The following is a 14,213-nucleotide window of genomic DNA, read 5'->3' on the forward strand; positions in this document are numbered from 1 at the left end:
GCGATGTCTGATGCGCTCTGGGCCGCCCGGCTCGGCGACGATCTGCTGCACACCACACTGCTCGCCGACATCGTCGGCGGCGTGCTGGAGGTGGCGGCTTATGCCGCCATCACCGCCGTGGCCTGTGCCGCGGTAGTCGCCGCCACCGGCCTGACCGTCCTTACCGGCGGTCTCGGTGGCTTTGTTCTCGCCGCAGTAGTTGGGATCGCCGTGGGGGTCGGCATGAACAAAACCGGCTGGGACAAGGGTCTCACGACCCTCTGCGAAGGCCTGGGCAATGCCATCTCCCCGCCCAATGTTCAGGCCAAGATCGTTACCGGCGCCAACAAGACCAAAACCAATGGCCTGCCTTCCGCGCGCGCCGCTGGCAAGCTGGGTAGCGCTGCTGCGCCGTCCGGCACCGAGCTGGAGCAGGCGCCGCCCGCCGAGGAGCCGGAGCCGAGCTTCCTGGACATGGCCAAGAGCTTCTTCAGTGAGATGTGGCGCCCCACCGTTGCCCAGCCGGCACCCGGCGTCATCCCCTGCCCGCTGGATGCCATCGAGTGCAAGAAGCATCCGCCGATGCCGGTGCAGCTGCTGGCCGAAGGCTCGATCAAGGTCAGCATCGAAGGCCAGCCGGCAGTGCGCAGCGGTGATCGCAGCACCTGCGAGGCCACGGTGGTGGAAAGCGGCAACATTTCGCCGAACGTGCGCATCGGTGGCGACGCCGTGGTGGTGCAGCCGATTCGCAGCGGCAAGACGCCCGGCATCGGCCTTGCCCTGGCCGTGCTCATGGCGTTGCGCGGTAACCCGCGCAAGCTGTGCAGCAAGCTGCCCTGCCTGGCCGCTGGTTTCGTTGGCAACATGGCCATGGGTGGCGCCACCGCCTATGCCACCAACGCCATCTCCAACGCCCTCGGCTCGGCCAGCAGCGGTGCACCCAACCCGGTGCACGCCAGCACCGGGGCCAAGGTGCTCGGTGAAGACGACGACCTCGACTTCGTCCTGCCGGGGCTGATGCCCATCGAGTGGCAGCGTTTCTACAGCAGCTGCGACGAGCGTCGTGACGGCCTGCTGGGTGCCGGCTGGAGCCTGCCGTTCGAGATCGCCGTGCAGGTACGCGCCCACCCGAAGGGCGGCGAAACGCTGACCTATATCGACGAGCAGGGCCGCCCCATCGAGATCGGCAGCCTGCCACCGGGCGATGCCTGCTACAGCCCGGGCGAAGGTTTGAACTTCCGCCGCGATGAAAGCGGTGCACTGCTGGTGGAAAGCGTCGATGGTCTCTACCGCCTGTTCGAGCCTCTGCCCGAAGCGCCGCAGCGGCTGCGCCTGAGCAAGCTGGGTGATCGCAACGACAACCGCCTGCTGCTCGAATACGACACTGCTGGCCGGCTACGCGCTGTGCGCGATGGCCATAACCAGCTGTGCATCGAACTGATTGCCGACGCCCGCCACCCGCAGCGCCTGGGCCGGGTCGAGCGCCTGTTCGCCGATGAGCGGCGCGAGGTGCTGGTCGCTTATGCCTATGACGCACAGGGCGATCTCAGTGAAGTCCGCGACGACAAGGGCCAACTGCTGCGTCGCTTCGTCTACGACAGCGGCCGCCGCCTGATCGAACACCAGCGCCCCACAGGCCTGCGCTGCTTCTACGAATGGGGCGAGTTTCAGGGTGCCGATGGCCGCGAATGGCGGGTGACACGGCACTGGACCGACGAAGGCGATGAATACCATCTGCATTACGATCTGGATGCGGGAATCACCCGGGTCACCGACGGCCTTGGCCGTATCAGCGAACGTCACTGGAACAGCCAGTACCAGATCACCCGCTATCGCGACGCCCTCGGCCAGCTCTGGCTGTTCGAATGGAATGACGAACGCCAACTGCTGGCCGCCGTCGCACCGGACGGCGCGCGTTGGCAATTTGCCTATGACGAATCCGGTAACCTCTGCGAAACCCTCGACCCGTTGGGGCGTCGCGACTTCACCCAATGGCTCGGTCACTGGTCGCTGCCGCAAGCCGAGACCGACGCCGCCGGCAATGCCTGGCAGTACCGCTACGACAAGCGCGGCAACTGCATTGCCGAGATCGACCCGCTGGGCCATGTCACCCGCTACCGCTACGACACCAGCGGCCTGCCGGTGGAGATCATCGACGCCAGCGGCAAGCGCAAGACCCTGCGCTGGAACGCCCTCGGCCAGCTCACCGAGCAGGTCGACTGTTCCGGCTACCCGACGCGCTTCGCCTACGACGAGCGCGGCAACCTGGTGCAGATCACCGATGCCCTCGGCGAAATCACCCGCTACCACTACGACAGCCAGGGCCGCCTGTTGCAGACGCAACTCGCCGACGGCCGCTGCGAGGAATTTCAACGCGACGCCATCGGCCAGCTCAGCGCCTACCTCGACCCTGCCGGCAAGCCCGTACGCTATCGTTACGACCGCCGTGGTCAGGTCCGTCAGCGCATCGATGCCCTGGGCCGCAGCGTCGGCTTCGAATACGACGCCTATGGCCGCCTGCTCGCCCTGAGCAACGAGAACGACGAGCGCTACCGCTTCAGCTGGGACGTGCTCGACCGCCTCACCGCCCAGCACGACCTCGATGACAGCGCTCGCCATTACCGCTATGACCCGCAGGGCAACCTCATCGGCCTGGCCTACACCCCGGCGCCGCACGGCACCGGCCTGGGCTGCGTCCCTGAGGCGCCGCCGGCGCCGATCATCCACCGCTTCGAGCGCGATGCCGTTGGCCGGCTGATCGCCAAGCACACCGATGACGGTCGTACCGAATACGCCTACGACCCACTCGACCGTCTTACCGGCATCGACTTCACCGCGGCTGACGGCCAGGTGCAGTCACTGGCCTTCGCCTACGACGCCCTTGGCCAATTGCTCAGCGAACAGAGCGCCGCCGGTGCCCTGCAGCATGCCTACGACGAACTCGGCAACCTGCTGGAAACGCAACTACCTGACCAGCGCCGTATCCGCCGCCTTTACTACGGCAGCGGTCACCTGCAACTGCTCAACCTGGACGATCAACTGGTCAGCCGCTTCGAGCGCGACCGCCTGCACCGCGAGGTGCTGCGCACCCAGGGGCAGCTCGTTACCCGTAGCCAATATGACCGCACCGGACGCCTCACTGCGCGCCTGCGTCGGCGTCTGGAAACGCCCGTGCAACTGCCGGCCGAAGCCGAGCGGCGCTACGCCTTTGATCCCAGCGACAACCTGATCGGCCGCCTCGACCGTGACCCGGCCTGCCAGCGCGAACAGAAGCAGCAACTGCACTACGACGCCAGCGGGCGCATCATCGCCAGCCAGGACCTGATTCGCGGCAATCTGGAAACCTACAGCTACGACGCCGCTGCCAACCTGCTGCACCCGGTGGGCGGCGACGCCGCCAGCAGCGGCTGGGTGCGCCACAACAAACTGCTCACCTACCAGGACAAGCGCTACCGTTACGACGCCTTCGGCCGCCTGGTGGAGAAACGCAGTGGCCGTCACCAGGTGCAGCGGCTGAGCTACGACGCTGAGCATCGCGTGCGGGAAGTCACCAACAACGACGGCAGCCGGGTGGTCATGCACTACGATCCGCTTGGCCGGCGTATTGGCAAAAGCCACTACGATGCCCACGGCGTGCTGCTCGGCCAGACCGACTTCACCTGGGACGGCCTGCGCCTGCTCAGCGAAACCCGCAACGGCCGGCACAGCCTCTACCTCTACGACGAAGGCAGCTACGACCCGCTGGCGCGCGTCGACGGCCAGGGCGAACACGCCCGCCTGCGCTACTACCACACCGATCCGAACGGCTTACCGCAGCAACTCACCGAAGAGGACGGCCGCTGCATCTGGCAGGCCCGTTATCAGGTTTGGGGCAACACCCTGGCCGAACAGCAGGAAAGCTTCTTTGTCGAAGAGCAGAACCTGCGCTTCCAGGGCCAGTACCTGGACCGCGAGACTGGACTGCACTACAACACTTTCAGGTTCTACGATCCGGATATCGGCCGGTTTATCAGCCCGGACCCGATTGGGTTGGCGGGTGGGATAAACCTGTTTCAGTACGCGCCGGAGCCGTATGGGTGGGTGGATCCGTGGGGGTGGGCTCCCTGGGCTCACGGGAAATTTGATGACTGGTTCAATGCTGCATCTGTGGATGATATCAACAGTAATAAAACGGCAGTGACAGGAGCCCTGCGTGGCGCAGGTAAAATGCATGAAATGTTCCCAGTTTCACTTGCGGCTAAAGCAAAAGAGCTTGGTTTTACCGCCCAAGAGTTGAAGAGGTACGTTGTGGAAACCAAGAGAATTACATTTATTAATGTTACTGACTCCAAGGGCAGGCCGATACCAAACGGGTCACATCATGGTAGTAGTGCAGGTCGATACTTCCATAACAAGTTAATTGCAGATCTAAAGCAGGCGACTAGCAAAAGAGAAGCTAAGATGATCATTGCAAGACATCATAGGAAACATATGAAATTAAGCAGGTGCTCTTAAATGTCTGATGAAGCTAAAGCTATTCATATCTGGGTAGGAAGCAATTTCTCAAAAGAAGAAGAGTATATGAGCTACTTTGAGCTTGACTACTCTGTTGAAGGGGACTTTGATGATCCGAGTTATAAACTCTGTGGTTTTTGCAAGGATATCGGTATCGTTTGGTATGACGAAGACTTTATAGGCATCATTCCTCGTCGAGAACAGGAAGTCTCTTTAGATGATATTTTGGCGGAAGCTGCTATAGATGATGATGAGCTACCGGTAGCCAAAGCTCGCTGTGATGCTTTGGGTATAAAAAAAGCTAATGCGATTTTTTGGTATCAAGATGCTGATCTTGTGCTTAAGAAGCCGATCAAGGATAGTTATAACGGTCTAAAATATATAGGTGTTTTTAAGGAGAGTTAGGCAGGCGGAAGGATTCAAAAGGGGACAGATTTATTTTCGGCTACCAGTGTTTTTAGCCAATAAATAAATCTGTCCCCTTTTTTAGTCACCTTTTTTACTAAATCCAAAGCTGGGCGCTGTTAATGGGTAGGAGTTAATTATGAAGGAAAATATCTTTCTAAGTAGCCGCAATATTATTTATTTGCCGACGAATGAAAGTGTTCACCCAACCAGAACAATTCATAAGGGGTCTCATCCAGGTTACAACGCCTCGATTCAACGACAGCTTGATGATATTTTGGCAGTCGGAAAGTCAAACAAATGGACGCCAGATCAGTATAAAAGCGCCGTAAATGGTGTGATTAAGAATGAGCGAGCGGGCTTGAGAAGTGGGAAAACGCGACTAAATAAAAATTCTGTTAGAACCATGCGGTGCGGAGGATGAATATGTATTTACTTAGGGTGAGCGAGGACTATCCAGAGAAGCTCTCACTCATATACGATCATGACGCCAGCACAGACCTTACGGAGTTTAGAAAGTGCCATCCGGTATCAGAGACCGTAACGGCAAAATTCTCAAATAGAAAAAAAATAGATATAGAGAAACTCAAGAGACTTGATTATATACAAAGCGATGGACCTCCATTGATCTCTCAGCGTATGGCGGAGGTAATTAAAGCGCATACAGATCAAGTTGAGCTCAGTCCCGCTAGTGTGATGATTGATGGGCAAATGCTCGATGGATACTTTGTTTTAAATATTTTAACTAAAAAGCCTTGCTTTGATCTGGCTAGATCTGACTACCGACCAACTATTGACGGAATGCCAGAATACGGCTTGCGCTTTTATCATGTGCACTCACTTCCCGAGAAGTGTTTAGAAGGGGCGTCTATTGTTCGTGCCCAAGAATCCCTCGGTGAAATCTTTGTATCATCTGAACTCGGTGAGGCATTGACGCGCTCAAAAATTTCCGGACTTTCTTTGCTTGATGCACATCATGGAGTGGATGTTTATTAGAACATTCAGGAGGGACAGATCACGATTCAGGTCAACTTTTCTCCGAGGTGAGGCGGGCTGCATTCAGAAAGGGATCAATGGGGTCAGAGTCATTGATTCGACCCCATTGATTTCAACGGCCGGCATAGCCTTTACCTCTACGACGAAGGCAGCTACGACCCGCTGGCGCGCGTCGATGGCCAGGGCGAACATGCGCGCCTGCGCTACTACCACACCGATCCGAACGGGTTACCGCAGCAACTCACCGAAGACGACGGCCGCTGCATCTGGCAGGCCCGCTACAGGTCTGGGGCAACACCCTGGCCGAAACGCAGGAAAGCTTCTTCGTCGAAGAGCAGAACCTGCGCTTCCAGGGCCAGTACCTGGACCGCGAAACCGGGCTGCACTACAACACCTTTCAGGTTCTACGATCCGGATATCGGACGGTTTATCAGCCCGGATCCGATTGGGTTGGCGGGTGGGATCAACCTGTTCCAGTATGCGCCGGAACCGTATGGGTGGGTGGATCCGTGGGGGTGGGTCAGCAACAACCCGGGCGTATACGATGTGTTTGGTGAGGCAAGGCTTCCCAAGGATATGTATCGTCTCAGCGACTATAAGCATTTTCAGGAATCGAATCGCCAGCTTTACTATCAGATGAAAAATAATCCGAGTCTTATGGCTCAAATAGAGTCAAAGTATCCGGGAACTTTTGCGCACGTTTCACCAGGGAAACGCGGTGCTTTTAAAGGTACCGCACCTGCTAGCTTGACATGGCATCACCACGAAAATGTCGGCGGGCTACTTCAGTTAGTAGATTCAAAGGACCATAATTCTAGGCATAAGGATTACCACCCTTCTAGCCGCGGCGGCAGAAATAAGTGGGGCGGCGGCTCAATTTGTAGGTAAAATATGAAAAAATTTAGATCTCTTGAAGAATTAGTAAAAACCTTCCAGGCAGAGAGCCAGGAAGAGTGGATATATACCAATATGGAGAAGTGGAATAACTCTTCACAGAGTAATGAGTTTTATATAATCACAGAAGAAGAGATAGACGAGCTTGCTGATGATGAAGTGTATGAATCTGAAAATGGTGCTTTCTTACCTAAAGGATTGGAAGATCAAGATCTATATCCGTGGCTACTGACAAGCACGTTAGAAGGTATATTGCTCAATCTGAGTGGTGGTAAAAACGCACCTTTAGAAAAAATCAGAGGCGCAATAAATTTCTATAGAGAAAATGATACTTTCTTAAGCGCCTGAAAAAGAGCAGATTTCTTTTCGGCCACTGGTGGTGCGGGCCCGAAAAGAAATTTACCCCATTTTTATTAAGCAATCATGAGTAATCCTGTTAAAAAACGACTATTCGATGGCGCTGAAAGCGATTTCTACATGTTCAGCTCAATATTGGATGTGTCAGATTTCGGACCAGTGCTCTTCGACAATCGGCAGGTCCAGTATTTATGGGAGCTGGGTGAACGGCAGGCCGATGCGCTGGTAGGTCTGATTCCTGGCGCAAGAAAACATATGGATTTTCCGGGCGATACGCCCGCGTACAAGCAAGCAAATCTTGCTCTGTACGTGCAACGCGTTACTGGTCGAGACGACAACCACTCGGTGTTCATCGTTGTCGCTGCAGGAGAAGCGCAACCTGCGCGCTTCGTGATTGATCTGTGTGGCGTGTTTGTGGACGAGTAAAGCTGCCATCTGATTAGCGTCAGGCTCAAATCAGGATCTTTTGCGATTGCCACTATGGCGAAAGGCTTACACGTCGAAGCGCAACGGACCTCTCCCGCCGCGGCCGTGGGCTGGTTAATCTACTCACACCTACCGGGAACTGGATGTCCCGAGTCATGGAAGACAGACCGCGCCAGGACGGCAAACGACAGGATGTCGGAAGGTCTTAAAAAACCCGCTTCGGCGGGTTTTTGTTGCTTGCAGGAAAGTCAGGCGACGCTGAACGCTGGTAGCCAGGCCTGACTCAGGTCTGTCAGAAGAAAGTTTTTGGCCTTCCAGAAATCACCAGTAAATCTGAGCCCGTTTCCTCAGTCCGCCGTAGCCAGGACCTGTGTATTACGCCCGGCGTGCTTGGCGCGATAGAGCGCGGTGTCGGCCTTCAGCAGCATGCCGGTGATGTCCTCGGCGATGGAGTTGCTGCTGCCGTAAACACCGGCGCTAAAGCTCAGGGCAATGGTCTTGCTGTCATTCTGCGCCGGGTGCTGGGTCAGGGATTGGCGTAGCTGATCGACCAGCTCAAGCGCGCCGTCAGCGTAGGTACCAGGCAGGACTAGCAGGAATTCCTCACCACCATAACGACCGATGCTGTCGTTACGCCGCAGCCGTTGCTGCAGATGGTTCGCGCAGTGCCTGAGTACGGCATCGCCGACCAGATGGCCGTGGCTGTCGTTGATCAGCTTGAAGTGATCCAGATCGAGCATGGCGATGGACAGCGGCGTGTGCTGGCGGCGGGCGCGCTCCAGCTCGTCGGTGAGTTGTTCGAGTATCGCCAGGCGATTGGGCAATCCGGTAAGCGTGTCGCGCAGGGCGGTCTGGCGTAGCTCCGATTCGATGCGCTCGCGCGACAGCAGCACCAGGCCGAAGGAGAACATGATGATGGTGGCGGCGCCGAGGGCGACCGATACGGTCTGCTTCAGATTGCTGACGTCGTAGTGCATCTCCACCGGCGCGCCGCTGAGGATGACCACCACGCGAATACCCAGGCCGAACAGGCTGATACCTGCGCCGATCATCAGGATGCGATGGGCGCGCCCACCGGGCACCGCATGGCGACGGCTCAGATGCAGAATCACCAGGCATTGGCTGAACAGCAGCAGGCAGGCCACTAACTGGCGGGGTTCCTGAGTATCGATCAGCAGGCTGAGCAGCACGCCTAGCAGCAGCGGGAAGGCAAAGGCCAGCCGCCAGGGCGGGTGCCGGCCGTGGATCAGCGGCAGGCTGACGGTGTAGAACGCCAGAGCCGTGGACAGCAGCGTGTTGGCCAGTACATAGGTCAGCCACATCGAAGCCAGCCCGAACAGGGTAAAGCCGATATAGGCCAGTGCATGGGATAGCATGCCCAACCCGGTGGTGAGCATGCCGTCGCGATGACGCAGCTGGCCGACCAGGATCAGACAGCTGCCCATGATCACTGCGACCAGTGCGACGGCTCCGAACAGTGTCTGGGTGTGGGCGATCATGTCAGCCTTCTTGTTTTCTGGTCTGAATTGACTCTAGTGCAATCCACAATCCCCGTGCTGGCCTAGGCTCAGGCCCACCAGTAACGCACCATATGAAAGAACACGGGCGCGGCGAAGCATACGGAATCGAGACGGTCGAGCATACCGCCATGGCCCTCGATCATGTGGCCCCAGTCCTTCACGCCACGGTCGCGCTTGATCGCCGACATCACCAGGCCGCCGGCGAAGCCGAGCAGGCAGACCAACAGGGCGAACAGTGCGGCCTGCCAGAAGGCGAAGGGGGTGATCCAGCACAGGGTCGCGCCGATCAACGTTGCCAGGGCCACGCCGCCGATAAAGCCTTCCACGGTTTTTGACGGTGACAGGTTGGGCGCGATCTTGTGTTTGCCGAACAGCTTGCCGCATACGTACTGCAGCACGTCGGAAAGCTGCACGACGATGATCAGCCAGGCGATCAGCAGCAGGTTGCGCCCCTCGTAGCCGGGGATGTCCAGGGTCAGCAGCGCGGGTACCGAGGAGATGCAGTACACGGCGATCATCAAGCCCCACTGCACCTTGGCCGCGCGCTCGAGGTAGCGCGTGGTATCACCGCCCAGCGAGGCGAGGATCGGCAGCAGCAGGAACAGGTACACCGGGATGAAGATGGCGAAAAGGCCGTACCAATCCAGGGCGATCAGCAGATACTGCATGGGCAGGGCAAAGTAGAAGGCCGCCACCAGTGCTGGATAATCGCTACGCCTTGTCGGTGTCAGCGTCATGAACTCGCGCAGGGCGTAGAAGGACACGAAGTAGAACAGCACCACGACGCCGATGTTGCCGAACAGGAAGGCGATGCCGATCACCAGCACCATTACCCACCAGGCGTTGATCCGCGCATTGAGATTGTCGATCACCGGGTTCGGCTGATCGCCACTGCGCCGCTTGAGGACGAAGCCGACCAGGCTGGCCAGCAGGAGCAGGGCACCGATACCGGCGAATAGCAGCAGGGTATTGCGATCCATCTCAGGCCTCCTCGGGTGCCAGTGCCAGCAGGGCGTTGCGTGCGCGTTCCAGGAAGGCGTCCTTGCCCTCCCCCTCGATGGGCTCCAGCGCGGCGCCGAAACTCAGGGTGCACAGCAGAGGCAGCGGCAGCGCGCGGCCCTTGGGCATCACCCGATTCAGGTTGGCGATCCACACCGGCACCAGCTCCACGTCGGGGCGCGCCTGGGCTAGGTGATAGAGGCCACTCTTGAACGGCAGCAGCGGCTCGTCGCCGAGGTTGCGCGTGCCCTCGGGGAAGATGATCAGCGAGTCACCTCCATCCAGCGCATCGAGCATCGCCTGCAACGGGTTGGTGCCTTCCTTGCGCTCGCGGTCGACCAGCACGCCATTGAATACGTTATTGATCAGGAAGCTGCGTACGCCCGGCTTCTGCCAGTAGTCGGCGCCAGCCACCGGTCGGGTACGCTTGCGCAGCTCCGGCGGCAGCGACGCCCAGAGCAGGACGAAGTCGCCATGGCTGCTGTGGTTGGCGTAGTACAGGCGCTGCGTCGCCTGCGCGGTACTGCCGAGCCACAAGGCTCGGGCACCGGTCAGCAGGCGAGCCGCCGAGGTGATGGCGAAAGCGGTCAATGCGGCGAGCATGGCGACTCCTTAAGCGAAAACGATGAAGATTCCGAGCACAACGACTGTGACCTGTAGCAGCAGACACAGCGCCTGTTTGCGTAGCAGGCCGAGTGCGCCCTGAGCGCGCAGGCTCCAGCTGCGGTCAGCCTGTTGCGCATTTTGCAGCCCCAGATTCTGTAGCGCCTGATCCAGGGCATGGGTCTGGCTGTCGAGCTGGTCGCCGGATTCGGCCAGGCGCTGGAACAGCTCGGCATCCAGCGCCACACGCAGCGCCCAGTATTTTTCGGCCAGGCCGGCGACCAGCAGCGCTGCGCAGAGCAGCGCCAGCATCAGGCTTGGCGGTGCACCCAGCCATGGCGCCAGGCCGAAGGCCACAGCGACTAGACTCAGCGCGCTGGAAAAATGATCGAGGCTGCGCCCGCGTCGTAGCAGCGCGGCGACCAGCAGCAGATCAGCCTGCATGAGCGACCTCCAGTTCGGTGCCCACGTCGAGCATGGCCTGCAGCGCTGCCAGATGCTGCGGGCCGAGTACGACCTGTGGTCGGGCCTGGCGGATCAGCTCTACGGCGGACTCGACGCTCTGGCAGCGGCCGCTATACAGCAGCCAGGCGGCCACGGCTGTGGCGCTGCGCGAATAACCCAGGGCGCAGCACACCAGCAGCGGGCCGTTATGACGCAGCCGTTCGATGGCCTCGGCAGCGCGCTGGCAGGTCAGTGCATCCGGCGCCACCAGATCCAGTGACGGCAGACTGCAGTAGGCACGCGGTGTGCGCAGCAGCGGCAGTTCGGCGCACAGGTCGACCACGGCGGCATAGTCATCGAGATCGCCCGTGCCCGGCAGGCGGCCAAGGTAAATGCCCTCTACCACCTGGCAAGGCGCCGGCTGGCGCAACGTCCACAACCGCGAATTGACCCAGGCGCCGAGCAGATAGGGAGCAAGCAAGATCGTGGCGGCCGGGCTGAGGCGCCCGTCGGCCTGCTTCTGGAAGCCGCCAGCGCCGAACAGCAGGTAGTTGAGCGCGACCATCGCCAGGGCAACGGCGGGCCAGAACAGCCAGAGCCAGGCGCCACCCAGATTGACCGCCAGCGCCGTGCACAGCAGCGCTCCGAGGCTGTAGCGCAGCGCCAGTCGCCAACGGCGAGGATCGCTGGCCAGGCGTATCTGCTTCAGCGGCGTATCGCCCTGCAGCGGCAATAACCATAAGCAGAAGAAGCCGGCCAGCGCCCCGGTGGGTACGTCGATAAAGTGATGCTGCCAGGTGGTCAGTACGGAAATGCCGATCAGCGCCATCCACAGGTGCAGCAAACCGCGTAGCCACAGGTTGCGCGTGTGATTGGCGAACATCGCCCAGATGATCACCAACAGGGTGATATGCAGCGACGGCGCCTGGTTGAAGGGTTTGTCGAAGCCCATCAGTACGTCGAACATCAGGCCGAAGGTGCCGTCCAGCGGTGGCCGCTCGAAGGTAAAGCGCAGCGGCCAGAGCAGGAAGCAGGCGACGCAGATGACCTGCGCGGCGAGCAGGCGCAGGGCATGGCGATCCATCTCGCGGCGGCAGGCCGGCAGCAGGAAGGACAGGCCGTAGAGCAGGTCGATCGACCAGTACGGCACGATGGTCCAGGGCCACAACGGGATCTGTGGTTCCCAGGCGAAGACCAGGCTACCGACGTCATCGCGCTGCCCGCTGATCCAGTTGGCGAAACCGTAGCTGGCGAAGAACAGCGGGCCGAGCAACATCAGCCAGAGTACGCCGCGCTTCCACAATCCTTGTCCGCGGGCGTGCTCCATCACTTCACCCGTTGTGCCAGGGACACACTGAAGATGCCCCACTGGTCGATGCGCTGCGCCACCTTGCGAAAGCCCGCCGCTTCCACCAGTTGATCCATCTCAGCCTGGCTGCGCCGGCGCATGACCCAGGCCTGGCCACCGCGATGGCTGGTCAGGGCGCGGGCAATCAGCTCCAGCTGCGGGTGCCAGGGCTGGCCGGTGTAGACCAGATAACCGCCCTCCTCGACTGCCGCTGCCAGCCCGGCCAGCGAGTCGCCGACCATCTGGTTGCTGCCGAACAGTTCATACAGGCCGGAGACCACTGCCAGGGTTGGCTTCGGTTCGAGTGCGGCGAGATCGTCACGGTCGAAGGCATCGCCTTTGACGAAGCGGGCGATGTCGCCCAGGCCCTTCTGCTCGATCAGCGCATTGCCGTCGCGCACGTTGATGTCGCTGTAGTCGCGCAGCAGGATCGAATCGGGGCGCTGCTGCTGACCTTCCAACGATTCGAGGATGTAGCGGCCATGGCCGGCGGCAATATCGACGATACGCACCGCCTTGTTCGCCTCGCGCAGTCGGGCCATGGCCAGGCGCAGCAGCTCTTCGGCGTGCAGCTTGCGCTGGCGGATGCCACGCCAGCCGATGGAGTCCAGGTAGTTCTGGTCGATCAGCCGGCCCAGTGCGCCCTTGCCGGTCGGTTGGTTGCGGTAGACGTAATCGAGGGTGCTGCCGGAATCGAAGCCGGTGTCGAAGCCAAGCTTGACCCCGGCCGACAGCGTGCTGCCCAGGCGCATGCCGGCGCGAGTGGCGCGCCAGTAGAGGTCGCGCAGCGAGTTTCTCGGCAGCGGCGCGGCCAGCTCCTCGGCTTCGGCGCAGGTGGCACCCAGGCGGTCGGCGTCAAGCAGCGAAGGACGAGTCAGAGGCTCCTCGAAGTTGCGCAGGATAAAGCGCCGCGCGCGGCTCAGGGCGTGGGCGCGGTCACGTTCACCCAGGGTGTCGTGGAAGAAGCCAGGCAGCAGGTGTTTCTCCTTGCGCAGGCTGCCGAGGCGCTCGAAGAAGTCTTCCTGAGGTTTGCGATGGACGACGAAGTCGGCGCCGGAGATCAGCAGTTGGGTCGGCACCTGGATCGCCTGGGCGTCGGCGACGACGCGGTCGGCCGCTTCGTACAGGCCGAGCAGCATGGTCACCGAAATCGGCCGGGCGATCAGCGAGTCGTTTTCGAAGGAGGCGATACGCTCGGGATCGTGGCTGAGAAACTTGGCCTTGACGTAGCTGTTGACGAAGAAGTTGCCGCGCCAGGCATGCAGCAGTTTCAGCCCGGACCGGGCGAAAGGCACGTAGAGCTTGACCTTGAAGGCCGGCGAGGCGAGCACCAGGCAGCGCACCTTGGGCGCGTAGTCATGGGCCCAGGTGGAGACGATTACCGCGCCGACGCTTTGCGCCACCACCGCCAGGTCCTCTTCGGCGATGCCGTGTTGGGCGCCGATATGCTCGATAAAGGTCTGCACGTCACGCACGCTGGTGGCGAAGCTCGGGCTGTCGCCGCGCGCGCCGGGCGAGAGGCCATGGCCACGGGCATCCCAGGCGAAGAAGTCGTAGTGCGGCAGGTCCAGCTCGTCCACCAGGTGGGCCATGCGCCCGCCGTGCTCATGGCCGCGATGGAAAAGCACCACTGCCTGGCGCGGGCCGTCCGCGGACACAGTCGCCGGCCAGTGGCGATAGCTCAGCTCTACACCGTCGTGGGTGGCAAAGGTATGCAGTTGGACGGGGCGCATGGAATCTCCTTATTC

Annotated in this window: 12 protein-coding genes and 2 pseudogenes; 8 read left to right on the top strand and 6 right to left on the bottom strand. The window is 60.3% G+C overall.

Going from position 1 to position 14,213, the window contains the following annotated elements; translation table 11 throughout:
* The first annotated feature begins 3 nt into the window (after positions 1-3).
* The 8 genes and pseudogenes from EL191_RS00165 (at position 4) to EL191_RS00195 (ending at position 7,551) form a co-directional block, all read left to right on the top strand.
* A complete protein-coding gene (locus EL191_RS00165; protein WP_232005501.1) occupies positions 4-4,473 on the top strand; it encodes an RHS repeat-associated core domain-containing protein in 4,470 nt (1,489 codons plus the stop codon).
* Positions 4,474-4,878: an immunity 22 family protein gene (locus tag EL191_RS00170; protein ID WP_041975658.1), complete on the top strand. Its 405-nt coding sequence runs from the start codon at positions 4,474-4,476 to the stop codon at positions 4,876-4,878.
* 139 nt (positions 4,879-5,017) lie between these two features.
* On the top strand, positions 5,018-5,302 hold the full coding sequence (locus tag EL191_RS00175) for an AHH domain-containing protein (protein WP_080764236.1): 285 nt from the start codon (positions 5,018-5,020) through the stop codon (positions 5,300-5,302).
* Positions 5,299-5,874 carry an imm11 family protein gene (locus EL191_RS00180; RefSeq protein ID WP_126403446.1) on the top strand — a complete coding sequence of 192 codons (576 nt, stop codon included), beginning with the start codon at positions 5,299-5,301 and terminating at the stop codon, positions 5,872-5,874. Before EL191_RS00175 ends, EL191_RS00180 begins: the two co-directional genes overlap by 4 nt.
* Before the next feature lie 126 nt (positions 5,875-6,000).
* Positions 6,001-6,393 (top strand): annotated as a pseudogene (locus tag EL191_RS24450) (RHS repeat-associated core domain-containing protein); the annotation flags it as partial.
* A gap of 84 nt (positions 6,394-6,477) precedes the next feature.
* Positions 6,478-6,762 (top strand): annotated as a pseudogene (locus tag EL191_RS24720) (HNH endonuclease); the annotation flags it as partial.
* 3 nt (positions 6,763-6,765) lie between these two features.
* Entirely contained in the window at positions 6,766-7,116 is a 351-nt protein-coding gene (locus tag EL191_RS00190) for a hypothetical protein (protein ID WP_126403447.1), read from the top strand.
* 75 nt (positions 7,117-7,191) lie between these two features.
* A complete protein-coding gene (locus EL191_RS00195) occupies positions 7,192-7,551 on the top strand; it encodes a hypothetical protein (protein ID WP_126403448.1) in 360 nt (119 codons plus the stop codon).
* A 347-nt stretch (positions 7,552-7,898) separates the two neighbouring features.
* Here EL191_RS00195 and EL191_RS00200 read toward each other — a convergent pair whose 3' ends face one another.
* The 6 genes from EL191_RS00200 to EL191_RS00225 all read right to left on the bottom strand — a co-directional run bounded on the left by EL191_RS00200 (position 7,899) and on the right by EL191_RS00225 (position 14,198).
* The gene (locus EL191_RS00200; RefSeq protein WP_041975662.1) at positions 7,899-9,050 is read right to left on the bottom strand and encodes a GGDEF domain-containing protein; all 1,152 of its coding nucleotides are present in this window, start codon (positions 9,048-9,050) and stop codon (positions 7,899-7,901) included.
* A 68-nt stretch (positions 9,051-9,118) separates the two neighbouring features.
* Complete coding sequence (locus EL191_RS00205) at positions 9,119-10,051, bottom strand: phosphatidate cytidylyltransferase (RefSeq protein WP_041975664.1); 933 nt, start codon at positions 10,049-10,051, stop codon at positions 9,119-9,121.
* Position 10,052: 1 nt separating this feature from the next.
* The gene (locus EL191_RS00210; protein WP_013713191.1) at positions 10,053-10,673 is read right to left on the bottom strand and encodes a lysophospholipid acyltransferase family protein; all 621 of its coding nucleotides are present in this window, start codon (positions 10,671-10,673) and stop codon (positions 10,053-10,055) included.
* A gap of 9 nt (positions 10,674-10,682) precedes the next feature.
* The gene (locus EL191_RS00215; protein ID WP_041975666.1) at positions 10,683-11,117 is read right to left on the bottom strand and encodes a hypothetical protein; all 435 of its coding nucleotides are present in this window, start codon (positions 11,115-11,117) and stop codon (positions 10,683-10,685) included.
* Positions 11,107-12,444 carry a phosphatase PAP2/dual specificity phosphatase family protein gene (locus tag EL191_RS00220; RefSeq protein WP_174447335.1) on the bottom strand — a complete coding sequence of 446 codons (1,338 nt, stop codon included), beginning with the start codon at positions 12,442-12,444 and terminating at the stop codon, positions 11,107-11,109. The genes EL191_RS00215 and EL191_RS00220 overlap by 11 nt, the downstream gene beginning before the upstream one ends.
* Positions 12,444-14,198: a bifunctional alpha/beta hydrolase/class I SAM-dependent methyltransferase gene (locus tag EL191_RS00225; RefSeq protein ID WP_041975670.1), complete on the bottom strand. Its 1,755-nt coding sequence runs from the start codon at positions 14,196-14,198 to the stop codon at positions 12,444-12,446. The genes EL191_RS00220 and EL191_RS00225 overlap by 1 nt, the downstream gene beginning before the upstream one ends.
* Between the last annotated feature and the right edge of the window lie 15 nt (positions 14,199-14,213).

The organism is Pseudomonas mendocina (assembly GCF_900636545.1).
Lineage (GTDB): Bacteria > Pseudomonadota > Gammaproteobacteria > Pseudomonadales > Pseudomonadaceae > Aquipseudomonas > Aquipseudomonas mendocina.

Bases quoted from the DNA above. Each gene is read 5' to 3' on its own strand.
- EL191_RS00220 (WP_174447335.1), bottom strand. From the start codon at position 12,444: ATGGAGCACGCCCGCGGACAAGGATTGTGGAAGCGCGGCGTACTCTGG.
- EL191_RS00210 (WP_013713191.1), bottom strand. From the start codon at position 10,673: ATGCTCGCCGCATTGACCGCTTTCGCCATCACCTCGGCGGCTCGCCTG.
- EL191_RS00225 (WP_041975670.1), bottom strand. From the start codon at position 14,198: ATGCGCCCCGTCCAACTGCATACCTTTGCCACCCACGACGGTGTAGAG.
- EL191_RS00190 (WP_126403447.1), top strand. From the start codon at position 6,766: ATGAAAAAATTTAGATCTCTTGAAGAATTAGTAAAAACCTTCCAGGCA.
- EL191_RS00165 (WP_232005501.1), top strand. From the start codon at position 4: ATGTCTGATGCGCTCTGGGCCGCCCGGCTCGGCGACGATCTGCTGCAC.
- EL191_RS00175 (WP_080764236.1), top strand. From the start codon at position 5,018: ATGAAGGAAAATATCTTTCTAAGTAGCCGCAATATTATTTATTTGCCG.
- EL191_RS00200 (WP_041975662.1), bottom strand. From the start codon at position 9,050: ATGATCGCCCACACCCAGACACTGTTCGGAGCCGTCGCACTGGTCGCA.
- EL191_RS00180 (WP_126403446.1), top strand. From the start codon at position 5,299: ATGAATATGTATTTACTTAGGGTGAGCGAGGACTATCCAGAGAAGCTC.
- EL191_RS00205 (WP_041975664.1), bottom strand. From the start codon at position 10,051: ATGGATCGCAATACCCTGCTGCTATTCGCCGGTATCGGTGCCCTGCTC.
- EL191_RS00215 (WP_041975666.1), bottom strand. From the start codon at position 11,117: ATGCAGGCTGATCTGCTGCTGGTCGCCGCGCTGCTACGACGCGGGCGC.
- EL191_RS00170 (WP_041975658.1), top strand. From the start codon at position 4,474: ATGTCTGATGAAGCTAAAGCTATTCATATCTGGGTAGGAAGCAATTTC.
- EL191_RS00195 (WP_126403448.1), top strand. From the start codon at position 7,192: ATGAGTAATCCTGTTAAAAAACGACTATTCGATGGCGCTGAAAGCGAT.